A 26311-nucleotide genomic window follows, 5' to 3' on the forward strand; every position below is an offset into this window, starting at 1 on the left:
GACTACTGTCGTTACATCCTCACAGATACTTCTCTCGCGGTGGCGAGAAGACGTCGATGATTTCCCCGGAATCGATTATCTCGTAGCTGTGCTCGACGCCACCCGGTATCGAATAACTGTCTCCGCTCTCTATCGTTTCCTCGTCGTCTCCGATGTGGAGCCGATACGTCCCCGACATCACGTATCCGCTCTGTTCGCTTTCGTGGCTGTGCGGCGGAACGTCGTTGCCCTCTTCGAAGTGCATCTTCGTCACCATCGATTCGTCGCCGACCGCGAGCACGTCGAACTGCACGCCCTGAAATTCGTTCGTATCCGCGTCTTCTGCTTTGACTATCATCGGAATCGCATCGAATAATATGTCGTTTATAATATAATATGATTCCTAGTTTATCATCCGTTTTATTCTACCGTCAAACAGTGTGGTTCGATAGCGGTACAACTGATGGCCCGGTAAAACTGGACACGTATCAACCGATTTATAAACGAAATCTCTCCTCGATTATCGTCTTCCGAACCGGCGTGACTGTCCCCCGAAAAAACCCGAAACGGTTCGTTTACTCCAGCGCGCTTCCGACCCGGACGACGCGCTTCTCGCCGAACTTCGGCCCGATGAACTGTACGCCGACGGGAAGCCCGTCGGTTTCGCCCGCCGGGACGGAGATCGCGGGAAGGTTGGCGAGGTTGACGGGGACGGTGTTCGCGTCCGCGAGGTACATCTGGAGCGGGTCGTCCAGACTCTCGCCGAGTTCGAACGGCGGCGTCGGCATCGTCGGACTGGCGAGCACGTCCACGTCCTCGAAGGCGTCGTCGAAATCACCCTTGAGCCACGAGCGGGCGTCCTGTGCCTTCTTGTAGTACTTGTCGTGATACCCGGCCGAGAGGGCGTAGGTGCCGAGCAGGATGCGTCGTTTCACCTCGTCGCCGAACGACTCCTCGCGCGTCTCGGCGAAGGTTTCGTTCCAGTTGCCGTCGTAGCCGCCGGACTCGCCGTACCGAACCCCGTCGTACCGGGCGAGGTTCGAGGAGGCTTCGGACATGGCGATGACGTAGTAGGCTTCGACGGCGTGTTCGATCGACGGGAGGGACACTTCGTGGACCGTCGCGCCCTGCGATTCGAGTTCGTCCATGGCGTCCCAGAAGCGGGAAACGACGCCCTCGTCCGCACCCTCCACGAGTTCGGTCGGGACGCCGATGTCGAGGCCGTCCACGTCGCCGTCCGCGGCGCTCGCGTAGTCGGCGTCCGCGCCTTCCTCGCGGGTCGTCGCGTCGTGGTCGTCCGGCCCGGCGATGACGTCGAGCAGGGAAGCGGCCTCCTCGACCGTCGGTGCGATTGGACCGACCTGCTCCAAGCTATTCGCGTAGGCGACGAGTCCGTACCGCGAGACGAGTCCGTAGGTGGGTTTGATGCCGACCACGCCACAGAACGCGGCGGGACAACGGATCGAGCCACCCGTGTCCGTCCCGAGCGAGAGGTCGGCCTCACCGGCCGCGACGGCGGCCGCGCTTCCACCGGAGGAACCACCTGCGACGTGACCCTCCGCGACCGGGTTTTCCGTCGGGCCGAAGGCCGACGTTTCGGTCGTGGTTCCCATCCCGAACTCGTCCATGTTGGCCTTGCCGACGATGGTAGCCCCGGCGTCCTTCAACCGCGTGACGACGGTCGCGTCGTAGGGCGGGACGTACTCCTCCAGCATGGCCGACCCGCAGGTCGTCCGGATTCCTTTCGTACTTATGTTGTCCTTGACGGCGACGGTTTTTCCGGCGAGCGGGCCGTCGTCCGCACCGTCGATAGTTTCCTCGGTGATGAATATATCGCTCATGAGACGTTGGGTCCTTTGAAGTAGCCGTCTTCGGTCTCCGGTGCGTTTTCCAGCGCATCGGCCTGGTCGAGGCTGGTCCGTACCTCGTCCTCGCGCATGACGTTGACGAGGTCGTCCTCGCGTTCGACCTCGGGTACCTCGTCCAGCGTTTCGAAGTAACCCAGAATATCCGCGAACTGTTCGGCAAATCGCTCGGCTTCCTCGTCGGAAACCCCGACGCGGGCCAACCGTGCGACGTACCGAACCTCGTCCGGTCCGGGAGGCGTGTCGCTCATGTGTTCATGAACCCTCGGACGAGCGGTAAGGGTTTCGATACTCACTGCCGAATGGCTGATAAAGAAGGCCATCAGCGGAGTCGTGCGAGAAAATCGAATACTGCATTCTTCCCGTGCCATATCCGATAAAACACCAGTTTACGCACCGGGAAAATGGGTGTTTTTGCCACTGGAGTTAAGACGGTGTAGGTCCTATAAGATATGTCTATCGATTCTCTCACTCTCGTAGTGCACCATCGACCCTCTCCCTCTCCTGATAGTACGCCATGACTGATACACGTACCCGACCGACCGACGAAACCGAAACCACCGGTGAGCAAACCAAAACGCGAGCCGACGAGCAACAACGATGTCCCGAGTGTGGTGGCCCGCTCGTCACCGACGAGGAGCGCGGTGAGCGGGTGTGTGACGATTGCGGTCTCGTCGTCGAGGAAGACGCCGTGGACCGCGGGCCGGAGTGGCGCGCCTTCGACGCGAGCGAGCGCGAGCAGAAATCCCGCGTCGGCGCACCGACGACGAACATGATGCACGACAAGGGACTCTCGACCAACATCGACTGGCGCGACCGGGACGCCTACGGCAACTCGCTCGGTTCCCGCCAGCGCGAGAAGATGCAGCGCCTCCGCAAGTGGAACGAGCGCTTCCGCACCCGCGACAGCAAGGAACGCAACCTCAAGCAAGCGCTCGGCGAAATCGACCGGATGGCGAGTTCGCTCGGCCTCCCGGACACCGTTCGGGAGACCGCGAGCGTCATCTACCGCCGTGCGCTGGACGAAGACCTCCTGCCGGGCCGTTCCATCGAAGGCGTCGCGACCGGCGCGTTGTACGCCGCCGCTCGACAGGCGCGTACCCCGCGCAGTTTGGACGAGTTGACGGCCGTCTCACGCGTCGAGAAGGACGAAATCGCCCGAACGTATCGCTATATCGCCCGCGAACTCGGCCTCGAAATCGAACCCGCCGACCCGAAGAGCTACGTCCCACGGTTCGCGTCCGAACTCGATCTCTCGGACGAGACCGAACGACGTGCCCGCTCGTTGCTCGACACGGCGACGAAGAAGGGTCTCCACAGCGGGAAATCACCCGTCGGCCTCGCGGCCGCCGCCGTGTACGCCGCCGCACTCTTGACGAACGAGAAGGTGACACAGAGCGAGGTCAGCGACGTCGCGAACATCAGCGAAGTCACCATCCGAAACCGCTACCACGAACTACTCGACGCCGAGGAAGGAACGATCGCACCCTGAACGGGCGAAAAAGGACGACTTTTGGCTGACCGCCGACCGCGGCTACCGACTACGTTATTCGCAGCTACCGACTACGTTATTATCGGTCGTTCCACGCTTCGGCCAGCGACGGCCAGTAGGCGAAGAGGACGAGTCCGAACCAGAGGACGGCGAAGATGATAGCACCGCTCATCGTCGTCGTGGCGTAGTCGAAGAGCGACGCCGTCTGACCCGTCGGTGAAAACGTGTCGAAGATGACGTAGAGCGCGAAGAGGGCTGGAGCGCTCGCCAGCAGAATCGTTGCCGCAACGGCCAGCAGTTCGCCGGTCGCCCCGTCTGAGGACGAGCGCGAACGTGTTTCGGTTGCCATATCGGGTGCAAGTCGGCCGACTGGAATAATCTTTTTCCTCTCACGTTACGCGGTCGGTGTCGTACTGCGAGACGTACGAGACCAGCGCGAACAGTACGATGAGAACCGTCGCCGTGAGTGCCATGCCGAACAGCGCCATCGAGGTGGGACTCATCTCGAACAGCGAGACGCCGAACAACCGCAGTATCTTGTGTCGGTTTTGACCGGTCGCGCCGACCGTGAGTCCGATACCACCCGAGACGAGAACGATCGTTACGGCAGTGACGAGAAAGATGCGACGGCTCGAAAGGGTACGCTCGCTCATCGACGGAGATTGACACCCAGTCGGGTTAGGGCTTGCTACTTCGAACGGTCAAGCGCTTCCACAACCGTTCGAAGCGCGGTTGTGGGCACTCTCATCCGTTCACGGAGACGAAAAGTCGAGGGGTCAGCTGTCGCTTATTCGATGATCGCTTACTCGGCGGCGATGACGTCGTCGATGCGGACGATCATCGTCGCGGATTCGGTGGCGCTCTCGACGGCTTCGCTCTTGACGGCGGCGGGGTCGATGACGCCCTTCTCGACGGGGTCGGCGATTTCGCCGGTCTCGCCGGAGGAGATGATGCCTGCGCGGCCTTCCTCGGCGTCGTTCGCCGCACGGAGGTCGACGAGGGCGTCGATGGGATCCATGCCGGTGTTCTCCGCGAGGGTTCGCGGGAGCATTTCGATGGCGTCGGCGAACGCCTCGACGGCGAGCTGCTGGCGGCCTTCGATCCCCGCGGCGTCGTCGCGGACGCGGCCCGCGATGTTGATCTCGGTCGCACCGGCACCGGGGACGACGCTCTCGGTTTCGACGGCGTTGGCGACGACGTCGAGGGCGTCCTCGATGGCGCGCTCGACTTCGTCGACGACGTGTTCCGTTCCGCCGCGGACGAAGACGGTGACGGACTGTGCCTCGTCGGCACCTTCGACGAAGACGAGGTCCTCGTCGCCGTACTTCTCGACGCGGATGGAGTCGGCGTGGCCGAGGTCGTCGTCGTCGATGTCGTCCGGTTTACCCGTGCGCTTGCCGCCCGTGGACTGGGCGATGGCGCTCGTCATGTCGTCGTCGACGTCCTCGAAGGCGAGGATGCCGTGCTCGGCGAGGTACGAGGCCGTGCGGTCGTCGATGGAGGAGTGCGAGAAGACGACGTCGACTCCGGCGTCGGCGATGGAATCGGCGAGGTCGCGGAGCTGGTTGTCCTCGGCGTCCATCGCGGCGGTGAGCTGCTCGACGTTGTCGACGGAGTACTCGGCGTCGAGTTCCGTCTCGCGAACGCCGAAGGTGCCGTCGGTGGCGAGGATGGTCGCGTCCTCGACCGAGCGCGGCATGTTCTTGTGTGCGGGTTCGGCGTCGGCGACGATTCCCTCGACGAGTTCCGTCCCGCTGGAACTGCCGCCGACCTGCGTCAGAACGCGGATCTCGTCGCGGTCGAGTCCGTCGTCGGTTTCGACGCCGCGGACCGCGTTCACGACGACATCGGCGAGTCGCTGGGTCGTGATGTCACCGGTGCCCTTGCCGGTCATGCTGGATTCGGCGACCTGCTTCAGGAGGTCGTCGTCGATGTCGACGTCGAGCGAGAGGTCCTCGACGGCCTCGATGGCGATGTCACGAGCGCGGGCGTAGCCCTCCACGATGGTCGTGGCGTGGACGTCCTGTTCGAGGAGGTTCTCGGCCTTCGCGAGGAGTTCCCCGGCGAGGACCGCCGCCGTGGTCGTCCCGTCGCCGACTTCGTCCTCCTGTGTCTGGGAGACTTCGACGATCATCTGTGCGGCGGGGTGCTCGATGTCCATCGAGTCGAGAATCGTGACCCCGTCGTTCGTGATGACGACGTCGCCGTCGTCGGAGACGAGCATTTTGTCCATTCCGCGCGGGCCGAGCGTGGTGCGTACGGCCTCGCTGACCGCTTTCCCGGCCGTGATGTTGGAGGATTGAGCGTCCCGACCTTGTGTCCGTTCCGTGCCCTCGCTGAGGATGAACATCGGTCGTCCGCCCATGCGTCGCTGTCCGAATCCTGATTCTGACATACGTATAACGAATGATTGATGTTCTATATAAATCTTTTTACTCGGTTTGCCGAACGAGAGCAGGTTACACGCATCGACCGATAGATACAAACCCGATTGCCATCGAGGAATTTTCAGATGCTAGAACTGGAGCACCGGTTTCGTGTGGTGGACGTTCACGCCCGACTCCCCGTCGAGGAGTCGGTTACGGCGCGCGGTCGGGCCATCTCGCCCGACAAGTTGGAGCGCGAGTTCCACCAGGCGGGTGTCGTGAACGCCATCGTCTTCCCCGGTCCCGTCCAGGAGGGTTCGAGCTATCTCCGAGCGAACAACGCCGTCGCTCGGCGAAGCGTTGAACGCCCGTTTTTTGCGTTCGCCAGGATCAACGGTCCCCGCGACCCCGACGGGAGCGCCACGGCGCGCTTCCGAAACTTCCGCACGCACCGGAAGGACTGGCACACCTCCCCCGAAGACGTCGAGCAGTACGCCTACGACGACCGGTTCCACGGGTTCAAACTCGACCCGACCCACGACGGCCTTCCGGACGACGAGGTTCTCGACCGACTCGAAGACGTGAACCTTCCAGTCCTCGTCACCGCGGGCGACGGATTCTCCCCGGAAACCGCCGCAACGACACTCCTCGACCGCTCGTTCCCCGTGGTTCTCTCGCACTTCGGCGGCTTTCCGCTGAACCGTGATCTGATGGAGGACGCCATCGACCTGCTCGACTCGCACGACGACTGTTATCTGGACACGAGTTTCGTCCGCTACCGCGAGCAGATGGAACGCGCCGTCATGGAGCACCCCGACCGCGTCCTCTTCGGCAGCGGTGCCCCCCACGCCCATCCGAACGTCGCCGTCATGGAGATACTCACCCTCGACGTGCCCGAAGATGCCATGCGAAAAGTGTTCACCAACAATCCCTGTCGCGTCGTCGAGGCGCTCGCGCCGGACGAATGATCGTTCGGCGACGGGGTAAAATAGGTCCCGACGTTCGTTCTTTCTCGTCGTCGAACTGCTATTCCATCTCGGGTTCAACCTCGCGCCAATCGTAGCGTTCGACGGCGCGGTCGGCGCGGTCGGACAGTCCGTTCGGGTTTCGCGTATCGTCTCGGTCCCGGAAGCGTGCGACGAGGCCGTCTTTGGAACCCTTGGCGATTCCCTTGGCGACTTCCTTGCCGCAACTGGCCCAGAGGGACGGACGGGTATCGCCGGAGGCGACGTTCCCTCCGGCCGTTCGCGCGTCGCGGACGGCGTCGTGGATGGTCCGTCTGAACACGGTCAGTCGTGGCCCGTAGTTTTTGACCATGCGGTAGGAGAGCGAGCGGTATTTCGTCGCCCAATCGCGTTCGACACCCTTCTCGTCGGAATCCTCGCGGCGCACGGCCACTTCCGGAGCCCACGTGATGGAGCGTTCCAGTCCCGCGAGGCGATGGGCACAGTCGCGCGCGCCGCCGGTTTCGAGCGTTTCGTCGAAGCCATCCACGGCCTCGATGCCGTCACGGGTAAACGCGACGTTAACGCTCGAAAAGTAGGTCACGTCCCGGCCCGCTATCGTTCGCGTTTCGATCGTCTCGGTCGTCATCCCCGCCCGAACCATCCGATGGACGGGACCCGTGACCACGTCCGCGCCGTCCGCGAGGGCGTTCCGGATGCCGTCGTACCACGACTCCTCGACGGCGACCTCCTGGCCGAGGAACGCGATAACTTCGCCGGTGGCTTCGGCGAGGCCCGCGTTGCGCGCGACGTTCAGGTTTCGGTCGGAAATCTCGACGAGCGCGCTCACGTCGTCGCGCTCGCACACCATTCCCGTGGTTCCGTCCGTGGAGGGACCGTTTACCACGACGACCTCGGCGTCGGGGACGTATCGGGCGACCGCGTCGAGGGCGTCGCTCAGCGGTTCACGACCGTTGAGCGTCGGAACGACCACGGACAAGTCCATATCCGCTTTTCAGATACCGAGTACGTAAAAGCAATTCGGCACGTCGTTGTCAACTCTCGCGGGAAAAACGGACCAGTTTCCGACTACTCGACGCTCGTGTTCCAGTAGGAAACGGACGCGAGGTGGTCCCCGATAGCCGTTTCCCCGATTGTGGTGTCCATGTCCCGAATGCGCGTCGCGATGGCGTCGGGAATCTTACGGTAGAAACCGTAGGGCAGGATCCAATCGTGCTCGGAGTCGACCAACGAGAGGCCGGTCTCCCCGAGGAGTTTCTGCACGTCGTCCAGCGAGTACAACCGCGAACCCATCGGCAACAGCCAGTTGTAGAGACTTCGGGTGCTCGGTCCGGCGAACGTGTCGAAAAAGACCTGATCCTTCGAGACACGGCACATCTCGCTCAGGAACGAGGCTGGCGTGTTCGCGAGATGGAAAAACCGCATGGCGAACACGGTGTCGAAGTGGTCGTCCGGGAACGGGAGCCGGGCGGCGTCGCCGCGCATGAACTCCAGGTGATCGGCGACCCCCGTGTTCCGCGCTTTGTGACGCCCCTGTTGGAGCATCGCCGCCGAGATGTCGAGTCCGACGATGTCCGCGCCCCGTTCGGCGAGCATGACGGTAAACCGGCCGGTACCGCAGGCTATTTCGAGGACGCGCTTCCCCTCGACCGGGCCGATAGCGTCGAGAACTGCTTGCTTCTCGCGGCGGTCGATGAGTCGGCCGCCACGGGAGAATCGCTTCTCTTCGTATTCCTCGGCCACCTCCGTAGCCTGATACCACTCCTGTCCCTTCACACTTTCTTCGTCCGAACAACCTCACCCGAGGGATAAAACGGTACTGGATGTAGATAGCGGGGCGGGGTTCACACTCACGGGATCCGTTTCCCGTGGCGGACGACCTGACAACACCCGTAGAGGAACGATTTTAGACGTCGGTCGCGTACCTCCTTCGGGGTTTCCGATGACGACCTGTAATCACTGTGGTGGCGACTTCACCGCGGCGGACCTCGTGCGCCACGAATACGAAACCATGATCATCGTCCACTGTCCGGACTGTGGCTGTGTCCTCGGCCAGTACAACCGTCACAGCGGACCGCCGAAGACCGACCGCCAGCGGTAGGTAGAGTGGGTGGGCCGATCATCCGCCGGTTACGACTCGATCGGGACGAATCCGGATGATGACGCGGGCACCCTCCTCCTGACCGAGGTTCGGATACTCGTCTTGGCCCATGTACCGCTTGGTGAGTTCGTTGGCGTGTTCGACCGCGCCGTCCTCCGTGACCGCCTCGACTTCGCCGCGAACCGAAACGAATCGGTACGGGTCGTCCGGATCGAGGATGGAGAGTCCGACCTTCGGATTCCGCCTGACGTTTCGTTCCTTCTGTCGGCCTTCCGCGGTGTTCACGAGGAGGTAATCGCCGTCGTATCCCACCCAAACGGGCGTCACCTGCGGCGTTCCGTCCGGCATGACGGTGGCGAAGTTGGCGAACGCTTTCCTCTCGAACAGGTCTCGAAACTCCTCGGGTATCGATTCCATACCTATCTCACGCCGTGAAGAACGGTGTAGTTTCCCCCCAACCTATCATGGCATTTAAATGTGATATAATGACGTTTAAGGTGTCGATATTGTATGTACACACCTATAGCCAACGTTTACCATCTTGCCCCGGTCGCATGCTATATATGAGCACGACTGTACCAGAACCAGCAGGTGAATTTCGTGAACGACTCCGTGAACTACCCCCCAGCGCCAAACTCGTCGCCAAGGTACTGGAAACCGAAGAACCGCTGACGCAGGGCGAACTCGCGGAGGAATCGCTGCTTCCGGACCGAACCGTCCGCTACGCCCTGACCCGTCTCGAAGAGCAGGATCTCATCGTCTCGCGCCACAGTTTCCGCGACGCGCGAAAGCAGGTCTACCTCCTCAACAACTAAAACTACGCTTCCCTGGGTTTTCTCGCCGATATTCGGCCCTCTTCTTCCTGACGAGCGACGCCCACGAACGGGAAGCCTTTCCCGGTCGCGTCCTACCTCCCTCGCATGAACCCGATTCCCGTGCCGACCGAGACGCTGGCACCTCATGGGGCGACGAACGCATACGTCGTCGGTGGCGTCCTCATCGACCCGGCAGGGCGAACCGAGGAACTCGACCGGGCCGTGAACGGGACGAATATCACCGATATCGTTCTCACCCACACCCACCCCGACCACGTCGGTGGGGTCGCCCACTACGCCGAAGTTTGTGACGCGACGGTATGGGCACGGTACGGACATGAAGAACAGTTCGCTGACGCGACTGGAACCGACCCCGACCGGACGTTTCGGGAAGGAACGAAAGTCGGCCCGCTGACCGTCATCGAAACGCCGGGTCACGCCCCGGACCACGTCGCGTTCGCCACCGACGAGGGGATCATTTCGGGCGATCTCGCCGTCGCGGAGGGAAGCGTCGTCGTCGCGGCCGGGGAAGGAGACCTTCGTGCCTACCTCACGTCGCTCCGGAGACTGTACGCAAAGAATCCGGCGGCGCTGTATCCGGGCCACGGGCCGGTCATCGAGGAACCACGAGCGACGATTTGGCGACTCATCGACCACCGACTGCACCGTGAAGGACGCGTTCTCGACGCGGTCCGTGGCGGTGCCCGAACGCTCTCGGAGGTCACGGACGCGGCCTACGACAAGGACATCTCCGGCGTCCGGGAGTTCGCGGAGCGAACCGTGGCCGCCCATCTGGAAAAGCTGGCGGTCGAGGGGAAAGTGGCGTGGGATGGCGAACGCGCGGTGCCGAACTGAGTCGGCCGACACCCACAACGATTTTCATTCCACAAACGAACCGTTCCCCGTGGAAACTCTCGAAGCCGAATTGGAACGAGCGAACTCGCTCGACACGGCCGACCTCGCCGATGCAATCGAGGACATCGGATTCGAGTGTACGCGCTGTGGTGCCTGCTGTACGAGCGAAGCGGACGACCCCCACACCGCCACCGTCTTCCCCGACGAAGTGCGCGAGCTACAGGCGGCGACGGAGTACGACTTCCGGGACGTGGCCCGGCCCATGCCGTTCGGGCTGACGGCGGACGGCGACGGCGAGACGTTCGAATGGGCGCTTCAAACCGATGACTGCGGCGACTGCCAATTCTACGAGGACGGTATCGGCGCGTGTTCGGTGCATCCCGACCGCCCGCTCATCTGTCAAACGTACCCCTTCAGCGTGGCGCTCGGCGGAACGAGCCAACCGATGGGCGACCCCGTGGACGAATCGGGAATGGTTCGCGCCCACGAATGCGAAGGTCTCGGCCGGGACATCGACAGGGAACACGCGGAGGAACTCGCGGCGGCGCTCAAAACCCGTGCCATCCGCGAACTCGAAGAGGCAATCGGTGTGCGCGACAACTACGAACCCGCGGACCCCGCCCCCGGAGAGATCGTTGTCCACGACTCCGAAGGCGCGAAAAACCCCGACGGGACGACGTACGGCAAGTGATCTTCTCACGGCGAGTGGACGGCGCGAGCGCCGCCCACGAGCGAGAGGTCGGTGACACGGCCGCCGAAATCAACGAACCGGACGATTACCTGTCCCTGGCGCTTCTATCGAAGGACCTCCGGTTTTTCGGAAGGGAGATGATGCAAGCTACTGGTTCGGACGTTTTCACGAAAGTAGGCCCAAACCCGCGCCAATCGTGTGGATTTCGGCTTCTAACGGCAGCAAACGGTGGCGTTCGATAATTCTTTAATGGTTGACTACTTGGTTTCACGTGGAGGTCTACGAGCCTTGGAAATCTCTGATAAACTCCTGTGTCTGTTCAGCGGTGATGTTACTCTCAACGGCGACGAATACGTTGTCTCGATACCACGCCGTGAAATCGATACGGGTTCGGTCGAACCGGGAGAAACCTACCGTGTCGCGCTAATCTCGCGAGAAACGGAAGAGGAATCGGACGAAGAACAAGAAACGACCGCGACTTCGACGCAACCGAGTACGGGCAGTTCCGTCTCGTCGGAACCACAGCCACCCGTCGAAGCCGGTGAAATCCGCTACGTCGAGGTCGAAGACATCGGCAAACAGGGAGATGGCATTGCCCGCGTCGAACGCGGTTACGTCATTATCGTTCCCGGTGCGGAGATCGGCGAACGCGTGAAGGTCGAAATCACGGAAGTGAAATCGAACTTCGCCGTCGGCGAAATCATCGAGGAAGAGTTCTAAAACGACCTTTTACGACGGTCGTGAGTTCGTCGCGGGTCGAATCGACCCGCGACGAACCGTCTCCCTGTAAAAGCTCGACCAAAAGCACTCCTTCTTCACTTCGCTTTGGAAGACGCGAAGCGTCTTCCATGCTCTCGTTCAGTCGTCGGCCCGGAAAATCTTCGATTTTCCGGCAGCGTTGCCAGTGAGCGGGGGTTAGTTCGATGTTTCTTCTGGCGGTCCTGTTTCCGCCCTCTCGCTCGTGAGCGGCGCGAGCGCCGCTCACTCGCCGAAAAATCGTCGTCGCTGAAAAATCCTTTTTCAGTCCGCGTTTCTGGAGACCGGTCCCCCGGCGAACTTGCTCAAGTCCACGTCCACCGTCTCGGCGAGGTCGTCCGGCGTCTCGTACGGGCGGTTGACGATGACGTTTCCGGCGCGCTGTTTTCCGAGGCCGGGAATCGCGGTGAGTTCGTCCATCGACGCGCTGTTCACGTCGAGCGGATACGGAACGCCCGTGACGGAGCGATAGCCGTGGTCCACGACGGCGACATCCATCGTCCGTCCGAGTTCGCGTTCCCCCGGAATCCCGACGAGGAGCGGGTAGGTGCCGAGTTGTCGCCCGAAGGTCCGACCGTCCTGATGGTATTCGAGGTGGACGTTGGGCAGGACTGTTCCCGGCGGGGTGACCCGCTGGAGCATCGGATTGTCTATCTCCTCCCTGACCTCGCTCTTGTACTGCTTGAACAGTCGCTTGTGATCGTCCGCGATTTGTGTCCCCACGGAGTTCATCTCGGTCCCCGAGAACGCCATCACCTGCCGGATGTTCACCCGGCGGAGCATCAGCCCCTCGTCGTACACCCGCTGGAGGAACTCGCGGTTGTGGTCGAACGTCTCCTTCCGCTCGCCTTTCAACCCGTGGAGCAGGTTGATTCCCGGCAGGAGCTTCGGAAGGCGGTTCGTCGCGTCGGGACCGTGCGTCGGGGCCGCTTCCGAACTCTCGCCGGGTCGCCATCCCGCCTCCTCGTTGACGATTTCCACCGCCTGGAAACACTCCTCGGCGGAGACGTTCAGGTTGTTCTGCTCCTGCACCACGGGGTCGGCCGATTCCAATCCGAACGCGGCGGTGTCGCCCGGCGTGTTGTGCTCGGCGATGACCCGAATGCCCTCGCGGGACAGTTCGGGCCACTCCACGATGGTGATGGGGTTCATGTTGTCGAGGTGGAGCGTGCCGAGGTCGGGGACGGCTTCCCGAATCCCGCCGTACAACTCCCGGAGCGCGTCCGGGTTCGGTTTCTCGCCGTTGCCGCCGTAGGCGAGGATGTCGGCCTGTCGGCCCAGTCGGAAGTGGCGGACGCCGCGGTTCGAGAGGCCGTCCACCTCCGCGATCACGGACTCGGGTTCGCGGAACGCCGGGTTGCCGTACAGCGGTTCCGTGCAGAACGAGCATCTGTAGGGACAGCCCCGCGAGGTCTCCATCTCGCAGATGAGGTACTCCGGATGGTTCGGATGCTGTTCGACGACGAACGCGCCCGCCGCCGCCCAGCGGTCTATCTCCTCGTTGTCGCGCATCCGGTTGTTGAAACCCTCCAGACCGCTTTCCACGAGGTCCGCGGCGGCGGCTTCCACGTCGCCCTTCGCCACGAAGTCGAAGTCGAGGTCGTCGCGCTCGGTTTGGGTTCCGCCCGCGTTTTCGTCTCCGACGCCGAACTTGACGGGGCCGCCCATCAGGCTCGTGCCGTCGGCCGTCCACGCCATCTTCCGCACCTCGTCCGGTTCGGCGGGCGTCCCGCCGACGTACTTGCCGGGCACCGTCATCCCGCCGATGTAGACGAACAGGTCGGCGTCGGCCACGTCGGCCCACTTCGAAGTATCGTCCCGCAGTTCGTCGATGGTGTGGTAGGTGATCCGTTCCTCGGGAACCCCCGCGTCCACCAGCGCCCCGGCAGTGTAGCGCGGGTACGTCGAGATGTACGGCGGCACGCCGAAGTGAGCCGGTTCGTCGACGTAGCCGTCCACGAGCGTCACGTCGAGAGTCGCGGGGTCAGTCATTACCCGCCTTTGTGACTGGGCGGATAAAACGGTGACTACGTCGAACGCGACGACGACGGGGAACACGCAAGTGTGGAAGTCGTTCGCTAGGAAATGGCTCCAACTCTGATGCGAACTCAAGAGTGACAAAAAAGGCCCAGAAAGCCCCCGCCCGCTCGCGGTCGCTGTGCAGGATATTCTGGCCTCTCCGCACCACCCGATTCCTTCGCTCGTTACACTCGCTCACTCATCCCTCGCACGATTCTGACGAGACGGCGAGGATGACCACTATCTTCGCCGTCTCGTCAGCGTGCGCCACTCGGCTGGACGGGGTGGGGCTTTCGAGGACTGCCTCTCAGTAACTCCAATCACACAATCAAAACCAACCACAACTCGTACTCCCCGAACCACCAATCCTAGCCGAAGTCCACGCGTTTATTTTCGTTCGGTACGTATCCATGCGTATGCCTGCGACGCTTGAGGTCAAGTGTACGGACGACGACTGCGAGATGGACATGTTCGAACTGCACTACACCTACGATATGCCGGACGATGTGGGTGTGGACGACTTCCAGTGCCCGTACTGCGGCGAAACCGATTGCCTCGAAGCCATCGAGCTATGACGCTCCGCGACCTCGGGCGCTCGACCGTAACGGCCGTCGCATCCAAGGTCGGCCGTGCCGCGAGCAAGGTACAGGAATCACGTCCCATCCCGGCCGACCTGCTCGAAAGCGAGGACGCCTACCTCGTCGTGTTCGATGCGGCGGGTGCGACCGGTAGCGACGTGCAAGTCCGATTCGTCGAGGACTCCGTCCTCGTTCGGATCGACCGCTTCCGCGACTTCCACGAGGGGTTCGACATGGTGTTCCCCGGTCGCGGAATGTCGCTCGACGGGGAGGTCGAACTCCCGTCCGATGCGAAGGTCGATGCGAACGAAGCGACGGCGACGCTGACCGACTCGGGGACGCTCCGCGTGACCGTTCCGAAGTCCGAATAACCTACTCGACGGCCATTCCTTCCACGATTTCGAACTCCTCGTCGCCAGCGAAGCGTGTCGGGTCGAACTCCGGGATGCCGCCCTCGCCGAGCACGTCCTTCGCGATGGCTTCGCCGAGCGCCGGGGAGCGCATGAACCCGTGGCCCTGCCAGCCAGCGGCGACGTAGCAGTTCGGTCTGAATTCGCCGAGCAACGGGTCGTAGTCCGGCGTCGCGGTGCAGAGCCCCGCCCACGCGCGTTCGACGGTCGGTTCCGACGCCGATTCGAGTTCCGTATCCGATCCGAAATCGAGCCGGTGGGAGAGCCGTTCCTCCATGGCGGCGACGAACGCGTCGTCGCTTTCGTGTTTCCAATCGGTGGGGTCGCTCTCGACATCCTCGGTGCCGTCCCCGGCCAGAAGTCCCTCGGGGTGTGGCCGGAGGTAGTAGCCTTCGGTGGCGTCGTACAGCATCGGCGTGTCGGCGTCGAACTCGCAGGTGAGCGCCTGCACGCGGTACGGTTTGAGCGCGACGGGGATTCCCACCTCCGCGAACACGCGTTTCGTATGCGACCCGGCCGCGACGACGATGGCGTCGAACGATTCGCCGGAAGCGTCGCCGTCGACCAGCGGAACGATTCGAGGGTCGTCCGACCCCTCGTCCCCCAGTCGAACACGAACCGGCGTCTCGGTTCGAATCTCAGCGCCCTCCGTCTCCGCTTCCGCCGCCATCATCCCGGCGTAGCTTCCGGGGTCGGTACAGCCTGTGTTGCGGGCGATTGCGGCGACGCCGACGTCCTCGACGTTCACCGTCGGAAACCGCTCTTTTAGTTCCGATGCGTGGATGAACGCGACGTCTCGCCCCTGTTCGCGCATTCGAGGCACCTGCTCGCGAATCGCGGCGGCGGGCTTCTCGTCGCCGGTGCGGGCGAACCAGACGTACGGCGTCTCCACGAACTCGAACCCTCCCGTTCCGGAAAACTCACGGAAGCGCTCTATCGCCCGGCTCCCGATCCGGGCGTCCTCCGGCGCGGCGAAGGCGTCGTAGAGCACGCCCGCCGCTCGCGAGGTGCTTTCACCTTCGTTCGGGATCTCGCCCGCCTCGAACAGCGTCACGTCGGCACCGCGTGCTGCGAGGTCGTGAGCGGCCGTCAGGCCCACAGCGCCGCCGCCGACGATGCCGACCTTCATCGGTGCTCCTGTGGCCACAGATCCGCGATATCCCGTTCGGCGAGCCACTCGACCAGCGCGGCGAGTTCGTCGCTGGACGTCGAGAGCAACCGTTCGCCCGCCTCGCGCGATCCGCGCGTCGGGTGCCCGACGACGCCGCTTTCGGAGAAGTCGGCCGTGTCGAACCCGACGTTGGCTCCGTGAACGTCCTCGCCCCACGCGTCGTTCGCGCCCGCCTCTGCCGCTTCGAGTGCGGCCTCGCGGACGAGTTCCTCGGCGACTTCGAGGAGCATGCTCGTCTCGATCTCGTCGGCGTGCGTAATCCCCATCCCGAACTCGTCTTCGAGCACGTCGCCGATACCGCTCCACCAGTTCCACGGGACGGCGTAGGCGACCTCCTCGCGTCGGACGCGGCGCGCGACCCGGCGGAGCGCGCCGTCGTTGCCTCCGTGCCCGTTCACGATGACGACCTTCCGAACGCCGTGGCTGGCGATGCTGGAGACGATGTCCGAGATGTAGTTCTCGAACGTCGTCGGGTCGGTCCACAGGGTCCCGTCGAACTGGCGGTGGTGTTCGCTGACCCCGACCGGAATCGTCGGGAGGACGACGACGTCGTCGCGTTCGGCGAGTTCCCCCGCGACCGCCTGTGCCGCCATGAAATCGGTTCCTAATGGGAGGGCTGGCCCGTGTTGTTCGACGCTTCCCGTCGGGAGTAATGCGACGTCCACGTCGGCGAGCGCGTCGTCCGCGGTGGTCGTCGTGTGTTCTGCAAGTCGGCTCATGACGGTTTGTATTGCAGCCGTGGTATTTGAAACTGGGTGTCGCGGCGATGGGCGAAAAAACGGACGTACGGGACGAGTTCGGCCGTTATCAACCGAGGAACGAGTCGAGTCCGCGGGCGGGATAGCCGACCACGAGGTCGGCCCCGGCCGTCTTCAGTTCCTCGACCCGTTCGCCGATTTCCCGTTCGGTTCCGACGAGCGCGAAATCACGGCTCGCCGCCGACAGGACGCGCCGTGCGCGGCCGTCGGCGCTGGCATCCGTCGGTGCATCGTCCGGGAGCGCCCGTGCCACGGGCCGTCGTCGGGAGACGTACGCCCCGACCGAATCGAGAATCGTGTCCTCGTCGTCCGTGAGGACGGTTGGGGCGTACACCGCGACCGTTCCCTCGAATCCGGCCGAGCGAAGCGCTCGGACGTCCCGGTCGGTCGAGCGCGACAGCAGTTCGAACTGCGTCGCGCCCGTGGCGGTGGCGATTCGCTCGATCCCTTCGGTGCCGACCCACGCGTCGGGCGAGCGCTCCAGCGCCGCGCCGAGGCGCGGCGCGACCGCACGTCGTTTCTCCTCGTCGTCGAGATACGCCGAATGTCCAGCGACGAACACCGTTCCAACCGCCTCCGGGAGTCGGTCGAACAGCGAATCGTCGCCGAGGGGGTCGAACCCGTCGGCCCGGATCGGCACCGTCATCAGGACGTTCTTCGCCGCCGCCAGTTCGCGGAGCACCGCCTCGTCGGGGAGATGCTCGCGCCCTTCGTAGTCGATGGTGATCGTCTCGAACGGCAAGTCGTGCGCTCGCCGCACGTCACACTCTGCGGGTTTCAGTGCGGCGGCGTCGAGTCCCGTGCGGGCGAGGGCGTGGCTACTGGTTAGCATCGATACCTCCGGTAATCAGAACGAGTTGGCTACTGTTCTCGCGGAACGCGATCAATCGTCTGTGCGACCATGGTCTCCGTAACGTCACGGGGATAAAAAGGCTGTCGGCAACGGCAACGATTCGAGTCAGGGAACGTAGCGTTCGATGGTAGGCATCTCGATGCCGAGCGCTCCCTCGACGAACTCGATGAGTGCGCCATCCTCCGGTTGGAGTCCCCCGGCGAGGACGACGGCGACGAGTCCGAGGAGGCCGGTGCAGACCAGAAAGACGGGCAGTGTCACGAGCGTCAACGTCAGCCAGTGGGACGCGCCGAGGGCGACCGGGAAGAGGACGAGCGGGAGGGCGACGTACGTCCGGTTCGTGGACGAGGCGAACGGCGTGATGTCGCATTTCGACCAGAGTACGAGATTGAGTGCGAGGTTTCGGACGACGTACGCTCCGGACGAGGCGACGGCGGCACCGACGATGCCGTACGTCGGAATGAGGAGGAGGTTGGCGACGAAGTTGAGCGCGAGCGTCAGAATATCGACCCCCAGAATCGCTTTCGTGTGGCCGAGCGCGGCGAGCGTCGTCCGGTTTCGTCCCGCCGCCGCGCTGGTGAAAAACCCGATCGAGAGGATTGCGAGCGCGATACCGCCGCCCGTGTACCCCGACCCGAAGAAGATCGAGAGGGTGTCGTCCGGGAAGACGGTGAACACTAGAAACGCGGGGAAGGTGAGGACGTAAATCCACTTCGTCGTGATGCGGTAGATGCTCGTCACCTCGTCGCGCTCGCCGTCGGCGTCGAGTCTGGACGTGAGCGGCAGGTAGAGATACCCGAACGAGGAGATGACCATGAGGAGGCTGTTCGCCAGCGGGTAGGCGGCGTTGTATATCCCGACTTCGTTCGAGGTGCGAAACTGGGCGAGCATGATGGTGTCCATCCGCGTGAGCAGGATCGAGAGCACCATCGTCACGATGAGCGGGGCCGAATACGCCAGCAGTTCGCGGGTGTGCGTTCGCACGGGGCCGACGAGGCGGACGAGGCGGTTCGAGAGGAAGTAGACCACGACCACCGTGCAGAGCGTGGCGACGAGGTAGGCGTAGCCGATGGACGCGAGGTCCAACCCACCCGCGACGAGCGCGACGAGCAGGAGGATGCGGAGACAAGGGTAGAGAAAGTCCTTCGTGTACAGTTTGTAGCGCGTGTTTTCCATGCCGCGGAGCGCGCTCACGCCGACGGTTAGCCCCGTCGTGATCGGAATCGTGCAGATGAACAGGCGGAGCAGGTCGGTCGCGGCGCTCGTCTCGAACAGCGCGGCCGTGATACGGCCGATGTTCAGGTACAGGACGAGCGAGACGAGGATGCTAACGGAGAGCGAGAAGCCCAGTCCGAACAGCCACACACCGCGCACGTCCCGGTCGTCGTCGTAGCGGGAGACGAATCGCGGAATCCCGTCGTTCAATCCGACGAGCGAGACCGTTGCCCCGATGGTCATGATGGCGAGTGCGATGGTCATCTCGCCGTAGAGTTGCGGCGAGAACCAATGGGCAACGATGATGCGCTCGATCAGTCGACCGACGGACGCGACGATGACGCCGACGACGATGAGGACCGAACTCGACAGCAGTTTCGAGAGGTGGTTCTCACTCGTCGCCATTCCGGAAGTTCCGTGGATAAGCGTGGTGCTCGTGGCCTCGTTGCGTTCTCGGATTCACGGTGGGACAATCAAACCGGCCGAGTGGCTTTGTTATGGACGCCGTACGGCGGAGTAATCGCTCTCATCCGCCTCACCCGCTCCCACACCGACAGAGCCATGTGAACAACAATCATGATATTTTCAGTAGGTCATCGGTTTCGTTGTGACCTTCAGATTGGTTGATATGTGTAGAACGACACCGAAAGAATATTAATCGACCTCTTTGCATTGAAGACCGCATGGCACGCGATTGCAGTACGACAAAAAACGATAGCGGAGCGGACGGCAGTTCGTTCGACCGCCGTTCGTATCTGAAACTGACCGGCACGGCCGCGGTTGCGGCCGCCGGTGCTGGCGCTGCGACCGGTCTCGGCGCGGCGAAGGAGTACGAGACGATCACGATTCCCGCGAACACGGCGAAGCAGTTCACCGTCGGGAGCGGCGAGACGTTCGAAAACAAACTCATCGACATCAGCGCGTCGGGCGCTGACGTTCGCATCATCGCGAGCGGATCCGACTGGACGATCCGCAACGTCGGTTTCAGCGGCGCGTCCGACGTGAGCGGTCCCCACCCGCCGGGAAAGAACCTCGGTGGCTACCCGAACCTCATCACGGCGTCGGGAACCGGGACCATCGAGCACGTCTACATGGGTGACGGCGTCTCCGGTGACATGATTCGCAAGGGCGCGATCGGAATTCCGGCGTCCTTCGCGGGTCACATCGACCTCACCGGCGTCACGATGAACGGTTGGACGGGCAACGCGATTTACGCGGGCGGCGCGGCCAAATCCAGCGGCGGCGGCGGGACACTGGCGTTCGACGGCTGTCTCCTGAAGAACAACAACATCAGCCACCTCCGCGTGGCGACGGACGGCACGACGGTGAAGAACACCGTCATCTACAACACGAACGACGTTCCGCTCCACCCGATCAACGGCGGCGTCGTGAACTCCCGCGGCGTCTACGACGGCTACGGGACGACGAGCGACGTCGTCACGTTCGAGAACTGCGACATCGACTGCACCGACGCGGACACCAACGGCGGGGCCTCCGCGCTCGTCGCGGCGCACACGACGTTCAAGGTCACAGACTCGCAGATCAAAGGCGGTCTCATCGGCAACGTCGAGACGACGAATGTCGGCAGCAACCCGTCGCACGAAGCGCCGAAGGCCGCACCCACGACCGCGAAGCAGGCCGCAACCGGTTCGACGTCGTCCGGCGGAAGTTCGAAGACCGGCGGCAAGTCAAAGAAGAAGGCCAAGAAAGCGAAAAAGAGTAAGAAGGCAAAGAAGTCGAAAAAGAAGAGCAAGAAGAGCAAGAAGGCCAAGAAAGCGAAAAAGAGCAAGAAGGCGAAAAAACCGACCGATCCGGCGATGAAGAAGGGGACGAAGAACGCGGCCGCCTCCGGTTCGCGTGACTTCTGTTTCACCTACAACGGCAAACGCTACTGCGTCGATTTCGGTCAGCTTCGGACGTTGCTGGGTGGATACTGAAAACGAAGTCGAACACGTATTTTTCCGGTAGGGATTCCGTACCACGGTTACACGACGGTCCTGTCGAAGCCGTAGCGGTCGCCGTCTCGATTTTGTGGTTTCAATTGATTGCGTGAACGGCGTCGCCCGATTGGTTCCGACGACGCATAACAAAGTGTAATACCCTTGTGGTATCGGGAAATGAGCAGTGGTAATCGACCGTCCCAGCGTGTCGTCGGGAGTACGGGGACGACGGCGGAACACGGCGACGCGCGTCGTCGGGGCGATGCGCGAGCGGCGGAGTTGACCATCGGTATGTACTATCGGAAGGCGGGAACGCGGGACGCGGGCGGTGTCGTGATGTACGTGCAGGAACTCCTCGACGCGCTGTCGGAACACCAGTCGGCCTACCTCTACACGGAATCCGGAGAACTGACGCCGAAGATGCGCACGACGGACGCGGAAATCGTCCAACTGTCCGACCCCGCGTTCGACGCCGCAACTCGCGTGTTTCCCGGCATCTCGGAGAAACTCGTTCCCCTGCTCGGCGCGATGCGCGACGGGACGATTGCGCGGATGAACGAAACCCTCGACGTGCTCGTGACACACCACTACTTGGAGGACATCGTCCTCTCGAACCTCCTCGACATCCCCGTAATTCGCGTGTACCACGGCTTCGAGCGGACGGGACTCGGGACGACGGCCCACGGGATGCTGTCGGACAGCCACTCTGTCGTCAACTCGGTGCAGACGAACGCGGAGTTCGTCGAGCAACACGGCCACGAACCCGACGGTATCGTCTACCCGGGCGTCGATACCGACCTGTTTCACCCCGACGCGCCGCCCGCCTTCGAGCGCGAGGAACCGACGGTGCTGTTCGTCGGTCGGTTCGTGGAATCGAAAGGCGTCTTCGACCTCATCGATGCGGTCGCGGCGGCCCGCGACGCCGGAACCGACGTTCACCTCTCTATCGTCGGTCGCGGGGACGAAGACGCAGTGGAGCGGCGAATCGAGGAGCACGAACTGGCGTCGTCAGTGTCCGTCCTCGGAGCGGTTCCACACGACGAACTCCCGGGCTACTACACCGCCGCGGACGTGGCCTGTCTGCCGTCCCACTACGAGAGTTTCGGCATGGTCAACATGGAGGCGCTGGCCTGTGGCACCCCCGTCGTCACCACGTCGGTCGACGGCGTCACGGAGTACGCCATCGACCGCGAGACCGCGTTGCTCGTCCCGCCGGAAAACCCCGAGGAGTTGGCGACGGCGATAGCGACGGCGGTCTCGTCGCCGGAGCTACGGGCGCGACTCTCGGAGCAAGGACGGGCCGTCGCGGAACGCTACTCGTGGAACCAGTCGGCGAAGCGTCTCGTGGACGTGTGTGCCGAAATCCTCGGACGAACCGACAGAAATACCCTCGAACGAACCGACCGCGAAGTTCTCAACGCGGATTGACCGGGAAATTTTCGAACGAACCGACCGCGATGTTCTCGATGCGGACCGATTATTCGGACCCCAACTCCACCGGAACCGCCCGCGTCGTCGTCGCCTTGAACGAGGCGACGACCGGTCGACCGGGTTCCAGGCCCAATCGCTCGACGCTGTTCATCGTGACGAGCGCGAGAAGCGGCGTTTCGCCCCCGACATTGACGGTGATACGGGCGATTCGTTCTCCCTCCTCGACAGCCGCAACCGTTCCGGAAAACTGGTTTCTGGCGCTCGTGTCGTCCCCCTGCGGCGCGGCGTCGGGACTGTAGAGGGTGATCACGTCGGAGCGGATGGGCACCTCCACGGCGTCGGCGTCGGCCGGGACGAGCGCGCGAACGACGCCGACGTCCGTCTCGACGAGACCGAACTCGCCGTCGAGTTCGGCGACGGTGCCGACGAGAACCGTCTCGTCCACGTCGGCGAGCCCGGACGATTCCGCCGTGAGTCGGCGGAATCGCTGGATGAGTCGCCGCGCCTCGTCGGTCAACGTGCTCCCCCCGCCGCTCGTCCCGCCGCGTTCGCGGCGGACGAGCGGTCCGAAGCCGTCCTCCAGCGTCACGACTCGGCGCTGTGCGTGGGCGTACGACCGTCCGAGGGCGGTCGCCGCCGCGTTGAGCGAGCCGTGTTCGTCTATCGCCCGAAGCAATTGCACGTCCCGTGCGTCGAACGTGACATCGCCGGAGACGAGTTGTGCGTCGAACGTCGCCCGTGGCGTCGCGTCGTCCATCGTCAGTACCTGTCGTACCGCTCGGTACATCAGTTCTCCGGGCTACCGACGGATCACGATGCCCGTTCGAACTGCTCTTCGGCCTCGCGGAGTCGTTCCAGCCGCGTTTCGAGCGACGGGTGGGTTTCGAGCCACGGCGTGTCCGCGTCCGCCGAATCCGTTCCGTCCACGTCCGTCGCCATCGAGAGCGGGACGATGGCGCGTTCCGGCGGGATTTCGTAGGCGTCCCGCATGTCCGCCGGCGGGCGCGTCGCCGTCGCGTCGTACAGTTTCCGGAGCGCCGAGGCGAGTTCGCCCGCGTTCCCGGTGATTCGCACCGCGCCGCGGTCGGCGGCGAGTTCCCGATAGCGCGAGAGGAGCGCGAGCAGGACTCGTCCGACGAAACTGAAGACGGCCGAGAGCGCATACGAGAAGGCGAAGAACAGGCCGACGAGCGGATGGGCACCTCGCTCGGCGTCCAACGCCCAATGTCTGTCCGCGTACTTTCGAACCCGTAAGGCGAGACGGAGGGGAAGCGACGCGAGGGTGACGACGAGGAAATCCCGGTGGCGAACGTGGGTGAACTCGTGTGCGAGCACGGCTTCGAGTTCGTCGGCCGAGAGCGTCTCCACGAGCGCCGTCGTCACGACGATGGTCGCGCTCTCGGGCGAATACCCGGTCGTGAACGCCGTCGGAACGTTCGAGGTCCGACACTCGATGTCCGGTCGAGGGACCGACAGATGGCTGGCGATTTTCGTCGCGCGCGCCTCGACTTCCGGGGGGACTTCGACGACGACGGGTTCGTCGTCTCCGTCCTTCGGGAACCCCGTCAAATCACTCCCCGCGTAGCGTTCGATGACGTAGAAGCCGAGTACGCTCGATCCGCCAGCCAACCCCGCCATGATGAGGACGGCGGTCATCGTCGTTCCAGTAAAGAGCGCGACGAGACGTGCTCCCGCCGTAACGATAAGCCAGAGCGTCGCCGGAATCGCAATCGCGAAGAGGACGACGAGACACAACGTGGCGACCATCCGAACCTGCAACCCTCGATCCGGTTTCCACTCCATACGATGGCGTATGTTCTCAGCGATGATGAAATTTTTCGACGATGACGAAAATTCGAGTCGTAACCGGGGTCGTCCGCGAAATTCGCTCAGTCGGAGCGCCGGTGGACGGTCATCGGGATTTCCTTCTTCGGGCGGGCCGTAATCGTCGCCATCAGGTCCAGTTCGGCCTCGGGCGTGAGTTCGATGTGGAACTGCTGGTAGATGGTGGCGAGCAGGAGACGCGCCTCCAACATGGCGAAGCGGTCGCCGATACAGCGCCGTGGTCCGGCCGCGAACGGGAAGTACGCGAGTTTCGGGAGCGACTTCTCGAACTCCTTGGTCCAGCGCTCGGGTCGGAACGCGAGCGGGTCGTCGTACCAGCGCGGGTCGCGGTGGACGACCCACTGGTTCATCTGCACCGTCGCACCCGCCGGAATCTCGTAGCCGCCGATGATGTCCGGTTTGGTCGCCTCGCGGACGATGCCCGGCACGGGCGGGTAGAGTCGCATCGATTCCTTGACGACTTTTTCGGTGTACGTCAAGTCGTCCAGGTCGGCCATCGTCGGCGTCTCGCCGTCGAGCACCTCGTCAAGTTCGGCGACGAGTTTCTCCTCCACCTCGGGATACTGCGCGAGGGCGTACATTGTGAGCGTCAGCGAGAGCGCCGTCGTCTCGTGCCCGGCGAGCAGGAGCGTGACGACTTCGTCCCGTATCTGCTCGTCGCTCATGTGGTTGCCGTGCTCGTCCGTCGCGTCGAGGAGCGTCGAGATGACGCCCTCGCCGGTCGGGTCCTCGCGCCGCTCCCGGATCAGTTGGTAGACGACGTCGTCGAGTTGCTTCCGCGCGTCCTTGATCTGCATCCTCGACGGCGTCGGAATCCCCGGCGGGAGGATGAAGTTGGCCAGGCTTTCGGTACCGAGCATGAACTCCTCCAGCGCCGACCCGACGGTGTGGACCTCGTCGTCGATATCGACGCCGAACAGCGCCCGTGCGACGATTTTGAGCGTCACCTCCATCATGTCCTCGTGGACGAGTCGCGTCTCGCCGTCCTCCCACGTGGCGAGTTCCTCCTCGGTGAACTCCGTCATCATGGTGGAGTATCGCTGGATTTCCTGGGGGTGGAAGGCGGGTTGGATGAGGTGGCGGTTGCGCCGCCAGACCGCGCCTTCGCTGTTCAGGATACCCTTCCCCAGCACCGGCCCGAGGATGTTCTGGAACCCCTCGCCCTTGATGTAGTTCTGATTGTTCTGGACGAGCACCTGCTCGATGTAGTCGGGGTGGTTGAGCTGATACATCGGTCCCGACAGTTCTTCCCAGTGAACGATGTCCCCGTACTCGCGGGCGTTTTCCGTCATGAAGCCGAACGGGTCGCGGATGAAATCCCATCGCGTTCCGACGATAGGGAGGCCATCCGGTCCCGGTGGCGTGTCCCCCGTGGGGGGTGTGTCGCTACTCATGGTTGCTACCTAGTACTGCCCCCGGCGGTCTATCTCTATATCCGAGCATCCTAGGTGTGTTTAAATACTCTCGTGCGGTATCGTTCCCCATGCGGTACGCGACGATAGTCATGACGTGGGAGGACGACACGGCCGTTCATCCCATCGACGACCTGCTCTCCGAGACCGACGACGTGACGGTCGAGACGATTCGGTACGTCGGACCGGTGTACGAGGGGCGATACGTGGAACTCGTGGAACTCCGCGGTGACCTCGACGTCGCACGGGAACTGTTGGCCGGTTCGCCCGAAACCATCGAATACGACATCGTCGGTGAGGACGGCTACGGCGTCCTCTACTTGCAGTGTCGAACCGGCGGTCTGGTCGATGACCTGCTCACCATCCTGCGCGAACACGAAATCGTCCTCGACTGGCCGATTGGGTACATCGACACGGGGAGCGAACACGGCCTGCAACTCACCGTGATCGGAACCAGCGATGCGATTCGACAGGCCGCGGGTGACGTTCCCAACGGTATCTCCCTGAAACTCGAACGGATGGGCGAGTACGAACCCGACATGGGAAAGCTCTCGTCGATACTCACCGAGCGGCAGGAGACGCTCTTCGACCTCGCCGTCCGCGAGGGCTACTACGAGGTTCCCCGGGAGACGACCCACCGGGAACTCGCCGAGGAACTCGGCCTCTCGACGGGGACCGTCAGCGAGCGACTCCAGCGAATCGAGTCGAGGTTGGTCGGCGCGTACGTCAACTGATCGGCGAAAATTCCGTTTCGGGACGGTTACGACGCGCCGGTAGGGCTGAGATTAATTACC

At 63.2% G+C, this 26311-nt stretch carries 30 protein-coding genes; 13 read left to right on the forward strand and 17 right to left on the reverse strand.

Annotation, left to right across the window (positions count from 1 at the left end; all coding sequences use genetic code 11):
- Positions 1–19 precede the first annotated feature (19 nt).
- The 3 genes from NKF26_RS09975 to gatC form a co-directional block, all read right to left on the reverse strand.
- The gene (locus tag NKF26_RS09975; protein ID WP_253226405.1) at positions 20–337 is read right to left on the reverse strand and encodes a cupin domain-containing protein; all 318 of its coding nucleotides are present in this window, start codon (positions 335–337) and stop codon (positions 20–22) included.
- 217 nt (positions 338–554) lie between these two features.
- Entirely contained in the window at positions 555–1820 is a 1266-nt protein-coding gene (gatA, locus tag NKF26_RS09980; RefSeq protein ID WP_253226404.1) for an Asp-tRNA(Asn)/Glu-tRNA(Gln) amidotransferase subunit GatA, read from the reverse strand.
- Positions 1817–2095 carry an Asp-tRNA(Asn)/Glu-tRNA(Gln) amidotransferase subunit GatC gene (gene gatC, locus NKF26_RS09985; RefSeq protein WP_066143567.1) on the reverse strand — a complete coding sequence of 93 codons (279 nt, stop codon included), beginning with the start codon at positions 2093–2095 and terminating at the stop codon, positions 1817–1819. Before gatC ends, gatA begins: the two co-directional genes overlap by 4 nt.
- Positions 2096–2361: 266 nt before the next feature.
- Here gatC and NKF26_RS09990 point away from each other — a divergent pair, with 266 nt between their 5' ends.
- On the forward strand, positions 2362–3336 hold the full coding sequence (locus tag NKF26_RS09990; protein WP_253234251.1) for a transcription initiation factor IIB family protein: 975 nt from the start codon (positions 2362–2364) through the stop codon (positions 3334–3336).
- 79 nt (positions 3337–3415) lie between these two features.
- Here the strand turns inward: NKF26_RS09990 and NKF26_RS09995 are convergent, their stop codons facing one another.
- The 3 genes from NKF26_RS09995 to thsA form a co-directional block, all read right to left on the reverse strand.
- A complete protein-coding gene (locus tag NKF26_RS09995) occupies positions 3416–3685 on the reverse strand; it encodes a hypothetical protein (protein ID WP_253228296.1) in 270 nt (89 codons plus the stop codon).
- 40 nt (positions 3686–3725) lie between these two features.
- Entirely contained in the window at positions 3726–3989 is a 264-nt protein-coding gene (locus NKF26_RS10000; protein WP_253228295.1) for a hypothetical protein, read from the reverse strand.
- A 149-nt stretch (positions 3990–4138) separates the two neighbouring features.
- Positions 4139–5701 (reverse strand): thermosome subunit alpha, encoded by a 1563-nt coding sequence (gene thsA / locus NKF26_RS10005; protein WP_253228303.1) that lies wholly within the window; start codon positions 5699–5701, stop codon positions 4139–4141.
- 147 nt (positions 5702–5848) lie between these two features.
- Between thsA and NKF26_RS10010 the strand changes: the two genes are divergently transcribed.
- On the forward strand, positions 5849–6670 hold the full coding sequence (locus tag NKF26_RS10010; protein ID WP_253228294.1) for an amidohydrolase family protein: 822 nt from the start codon (positions 5849–5851) through the stop codon (positions 6668–6670).
- A 58-nt stretch (positions 6671–6728) separates the two neighbouring features.
- Here NKF26_RS10010 and NKF26_RS10015 read toward each other — a convergent pair whose 3' ends face one another.
- Positions 6729–7652, reverse strand: a complete 924-nt coding sequence (locus NKF26_RS10015) for a glycosyltransferase family 2 protein (protein WP_253228293.1) — start codon at positions 7650–7652, stop codon at positions 6729–6731.
- An 83-nt stretch (positions 7653–7735) separates the two neighbouring features.
- On the reverse strand, positions 7736–8443 hold the full coding sequence (locus NKF26_RS10020) for a methyltransferase domain-containing protein (RefSeq protein WP_253228292.1): 708 nt from the start codon (positions 8441–8443) through the stop codon (positions 7736–7738).
- A 166-nt stretch (positions 8444–8609) separates the two neighbouring features.
- Here NKF26_RS10020 and NKF26_RS10025 point away from each other — a divergent pair, with 166 nt between their 5' ends.
- A complete protein-coding gene (locus NKF26_RS10025) occupies positions 8610–8768 on the forward strand; it encodes a hypothetical protein (RefSeq protein ID WP_253228291.1) in 159 nt (52 codons plus the stop codon).
- An 18-nt stretch (positions 8769–8786) separates the two neighbouring features.
- Here the strand turns inward: NKF26_RS10025 and NKF26_RS10030 are convergent, their stop codons facing one another.
- Positions 8787–9185 carry a PPOX class F420-dependent oxidoreductase gene (locus tag NKF26_RS10030; RefSeq protein ID WP_253228290.1) on the reverse strand — a complete coding sequence of 133 codons (399 nt, stop codon included), beginning with the start codon at positions 9183–9185 and terminating at the stop codon, positions 8787–8789.
- Between the two features lie 146 nt (positions 9186–9331).
- Between NKF26_RS10030 and NKF26_RS10035 the strand changes: the two genes are divergently transcribed.
- From NKF26_RS10035 to NKF26_RS10055, 5 genes are all read left to right on the forward strand, one after another.
- Positions 9332–9583 (forward strand): helix-turn-helix domain-containing protein, encoded by a 252-nt coding sequence (locus NKF26_RS10035; protein WP_066143541.1) that lies wholly within the window; start codon positions 9332–9334, stop codon positions 9581–9583.
- A 105-nt stretch (positions 9584–9688) separates the two neighbouring features.
- Positions 9689–10438 (forward strand): MBL fold metallo-hydrolase, encoded by a 750-nt coding sequence (locus tag NKF26_RS10040; RefSeq protein WP_253234252.1) that lies wholly within the window; start codon positions 9689–9691, stop codon positions 10436–10438.
- A gap of 49 nt (positions 10439–10487) precedes the next feature.
- Positions 10488–11129: a YkgJ family cysteine cluster protein gene (locus NKF26_RS10045; protein WP_253228288.1), complete on the forward strand. Its 642-nt coding sequence runs from the start codon at positions 10488–10490 to the stop codon at positions 11127–11129.
- Positions 11126–11371, forward strand: coding sequence for a hypothetical protein (locus NKF26_RS10050; RefSeq protein WP_253228287.1), 246 nt, complete (start codon positions 11126–11128; stop codon positions 11369–11371). Before NKF26_RS10045 ends, NKF26_RS10050 begins: the two co-directional genes overlap by 4 nt.
- 46 nt (positions 11372–11417) lie before the next feature.
- On the forward strand, positions 11418–11849 hold the full coding sequence (locus NKF26_RS10055; protein WP_066143533.1) for a TRAM domain-containing protein: 432 nt from the start codon (positions 11418–11420) through the stop codon (positions 11847–11849).
- Positions 11850–12149: 300 nt separating this feature from the next.
- On the opposite strand, the gene NKF26_RS10060 is transcribed toward NKF26_RS10055, so the two are convergent.
- Positions 12150–13877, reverse strand: coding sequence for a radical SAM protein (locus tag NKF26_RS10060; protein ID WP_253228286.1), 1728 nt, complete (start codon positions 13875–13877; stop codon positions 12150–12152).
- 443 nt (positions 13878–14320) lie between these two features.
- Between NKF26_RS10060 and NKF26_RS10065 the strand changes: the two genes are divergently transcribed.
- Positions 14321–14479, forward strand: a complete 159-nt coding sequence (locus NKF26_RS10065; protein ID WP_253228285.1) for a hypothetical protein — start codon at positions 14321–14323, stop codon at positions 14477–14479.
- Positions 14476–14853 carry an Hsp20/alpha crystallin family protein gene (locus tag NKF26_RS10070; protein ID WP_066143527.1) on the forward strand — a complete coding sequence of 126 codons (378 nt, stop codon included), beginning with the start codon at positions 14476–14478 and terminating at the stop codon, positions 14851–14853. The genes NKF26_RS10065 and NKF26_RS10070 overlap by 4 nt, the downstream gene beginning before the upstream one ends.
- A gap of 1 nt (position 14854) precedes the next feature.
- Here the strand turns inward: NKF26_RS10070 and NKF26_RS10075 are convergent, their stop codons facing one another.
- From NKF26_RS10075 to NKF26_RS10090, 4 genes are all read right to left on the reverse strand, one after another.
- Positions 14855–16021: an FAD-binding oxidoreductase gene (locus NKF26_RS10075; protein WP_253228284.1), complete on the reverse strand. Its 1167-nt coding sequence runs from the start codon at positions 16019–16021 to the stop codon at positions 14855–14857.
- The gene (locus NKF26_RS10080; protein WP_253228283.1) at positions 16018–16782 is read right to left on the reverse strand and encodes a creatininase family protein; all 765 of its coding nucleotides are present in this window, start codon (positions 16780–16782) and stop codon (positions 16018–16020) included. The genes NKF26_RS10075 and NKF26_RS10080 overlap by 4 nt, the downstream gene beginning before the upstream one ends.
- 88 nt (positions 16783–16870) lie before the next feature.
- Positions 16871–17653 carry a luciferase gene (locus tag NKF26_RS10085; protein WP_253228282.1) on the reverse strand — a complete coding sequence of 261 codons (783 nt, stop codon included), beginning with the start codon at positions 17651–17653 and terminating at the stop codon, positions 16871–16873.
- 126 nt (positions 17654–17779) lie between these two features.
- The gene (locus NKF26_RS10090) at positions 17780–19294 is read right to left on the reverse strand and encodes a flippase (RefSeq protein ID WP_253228281.1); all 1515 of its coding nucleotides are present in this window, start codon (positions 19292–19294) and stop codon (positions 17780–17782) included.
- Between the two features lie 278 nt (positions 19295–19572).
- Here NKF26_RS10090 and NKF26_RS10095 point away from each other — a divergent pair, with 278 nt between their 5' ends.
- Together NKF26_RS10095 and NKF26_RS10100 are read left to right on the forward strand one after the other, a co-directional pair.
- On the forward strand, positions 19573–20826 hold the full coding sequence (locus NKF26_RS10095; RefSeq protein ID WP_253228280.1) for a hypothetical protein: 1254 nt from the start codon (positions 19573–19575) through the stop codon (positions 20824–20826).
- 180 nt (positions 20827–21006) lie between these two features.
- Positions 21007–22257, forward strand: a complete 1251-nt coding sequence (locus NKF26_RS10100) for a glycosyltransferase family 4 protein (protein WP_253228279.1) — start codon at positions 21007–21009, stop codon at positions 22255–22257.
- Positions 22258–22306: 49 nt separating this feature from the next.
- Here the strand turns inward: NKF26_RS10100 and NKF26_RS10105 are convergent, their stop codons facing one another.
- The 3 genes from NKF26_RS10105 to NKF26_RS10115 all read right to left on the reverse strand — a co-directional run bounded on the left by NKF26_RS10105 (position 22307) and on the right by NKF26_RS10115 (position 25499).
- Positions 22307–23017, reverse strand: a complete 711-nt coding sequence (locus tag NKF26_RS10105; protein ID WP_253228302.1) for a TOBE domain-containing protein — start codon at positions 23015–23017, stop codon at positions 22307–22309.
- Positions 23018–23070: 53 nt separating this feature from the next.
- The gene (locus NKF26_RS10110; protein ID WP_253234253.1) at positions 23071–24063 is read right to left on the reverse strand and encodes a M48 family metalloprotease; all 993 of its coding nucleotides are present in this window, start codon (positions 24061–24063) and stop codon (positions 23071–23073) included.
- 86 nt (positions 24064–24149) lie between these two features.
- On the reverse strand, positions 24150–25499 hold the full coding sequence (locus NKF26_RS10115; RefSeq protein ID WP_253234254.1) for a cytochrome P450: 1350 nt from the start codon (positions 25497–25499) through the stop codon (positions 24150–24152).
- Between the two features lie 89 nt (positions 25500–25588).
- On the opposite strand from NKF26_RS10115, the gene NKF26_RS10120 reads away from it, so the two are divergent.
- On the forward strand, positions 25589–26251 hold the full coding sequence (locus tag NKF26_RS10120; RefSeq protein ID WP_253228276.1) for a helix-turn-helix domain-containing protein: 663 nt from the start codon (positions 25589–25591) through the stop codon (positions 26249–26251).
- The last annotated feature ends 60 nt before the right edge of the window (positions 26252–26311 follow it).

Source organism: Haladaptatus sp. AB618, from assembly GCF_024136965.1.
Classification (GTDB): Archaea; Halobacteriota; Halobacteria; order Halobacteriales; family Haladaptataceae; genus Haladaptatus.

Coding starts and splice junctions, on each gene's coding strand:
- NKF26_RS09975 (WP_253226405.1), bottom strand. CDS start 337: ATGATAGTCAAAGCAGAAGACGCGGATACGAACGAATTTCAGGGCGTG.
- gatA (WP_253226404.1), bottom strand. CDS start 1,820: ATGAGCGATATATTCATCACCGAGGAAACTATCGACGGTGCGGACGAC.
- gatC (WP_066143567.1), bottom strand. CDS start 2,095: ATGAGCGACACGCCTCCCGGACCGGACGAGGTTCGGTACGTCGCACGG.
- NKF26_RS09990 (WP_253234251.1), top strand. CDS start 2,362: ATGACTGATACACGTACCCGACCGACCGACGAAACCGAAACCACCGGT.
- NKF26_RS09995 (WP_253228296.1), bottom strand. CDS start 3,685: ATGGCAACCGAAACACGTTCGCGCTCGTCCTCAGACGGGGCGACCGGC.
- NKF26_RS10000 (WP_253228295.1), bottom strand. CDS start 3,989: ATGAGCGAGCGTACCCTTTCGAGCCGTCGCATCTTTCTCGTCACTGCC.
- thsA (WP_253228303.1), bottom strand. CDS start 5,701: ATGGGCGGACGACCGATGTTCATCCTCAGCGAGGGCACGGAACGGACA.
- NKF26_RS10010 (WP_253228294.1), top strand. CDS start 5,849: ATGCTAGAACTGGAGCACCGGTTTCGTGTGGTGGACGTTCACGCCCGA.
- NKF26_RS10015 (WP_253228293.1), bottom strand. CDS start 7,652: ATGGACTTGTCCGTGGTCGTTCCGACGCTCAACGGTCGTGAACCGCTG.
- NKF26_RS10025 (WP_253228291.1), top strand. CDS start 8,610: ATGACGACCTGTAATCACTGTGGTGGCGACTTCACCGCGGCGGACCTC.
- NKF26_RS10030 (WP_253228290.1), bottom strand. CDS start 9,185: ATGGAATCGATACCCGAGGAGTTTCGAGACCTGTTCGAGAGGAAAGCG.
- NKF26_RS10035 (WP_066143541.1), top strand. CDS start 9,332: ATGAGCACGACTGTACCAGAACCAGCAGGTGAATTTCGTGAACGACTC.
- NKF26_RS10040 (WP_253234252.1), top strand. CDS start 9,689: ATGAACCCGATTCCCGTGCCGACCGAGACGCTGGCACCTCATGGGGCG.
- NKF26_RS10060 (WP_253228286.1), bottom strand. CDS start 13,877: ATGACTGACCCCGCGACTCTCGACGTGACGCTCGTGGACGGCTACGTC.
- NKF26_RS10065 (WP_253228285.1), top strand. CDS start 14,321: ATGCCTGCGACGCTTGAGGTCAAGTGTACGGACGACGACTGCGAGATG.
- NKF26_RS10070 (WP_066143527.1), top strand. CDS start 14,476: ATGACGCTCCGCGACCTCGGGCGCTCGACCGTAACGGCCGTCGCATCC.
- NKF26_RS10075 (WP_253228284.1), bottom strand. CDS start 16,021: ATGAAGGTCGGCATCGTCGGCGGCGGCGCTGTGGGCCTGACGGCCGCT.
- NKF26_RS10080 (WP_253228283.1), bottom strand. CDS start 16,782: ATGAGCCGACTTGCAGAACACACGACGACCACCGCGGACGACGCGCTC.
- NKF26_RS10085 (WP_253228282.1), bottom strand. CDS start 17,653: ATGCTAACCAGTAGCCACGCCCTCGCCCGCACGGGACTCGACGCCGCC.
- NKF26_RS10090 (WP_253228281.1), bottom strand. CDS start 19,294: ATGGCGACGAGTGAGAACCACCTCTCGAAACTGCTGTCGAGTTCGGTC.
- NKF26_RS10095 (WP_253228280.1), top strand. CDS start 19,573: ATGGCACGCGATTGCAGTACGACAAAAAACGATAGCGGAGCGGACGGC.
- NKF26_RS10100 (WP_253228279.1), top strand. CDS start 21,007: ATGAGCAGTGGTAATCGACCGTCCCAGCGTGTCGTCGGGAGTACGGGG.
- NKF26_RS10105 (WP_253228302.1), bottom strand. CDS start 23,017: ATGGACGACGCGACGCCACGGGCGACGTTCGACGCACAACTCGTCTCC.
- NKF26_RS10110 (WP_253234253.1), bottom strand. CDS start 24,063: ATGGAGTGGAAACCGGATCGAGGGTTGCAGGTTCGGATGGTCGCCACG.
- NKF26_RS10115 (WP_253234254.1), bottom strand. CDS start 25,499: ATGAGTAGCGACACACCCCCCACGGGGGACACGCCACCGGGACCGGAT.
- NKF26_RS10120 (WP_253228276.1), top strand. CDS start 25,589: ATGCGGTACGCGACGATAGTCATGACGTGGGAGGACGACACGGCCGTT.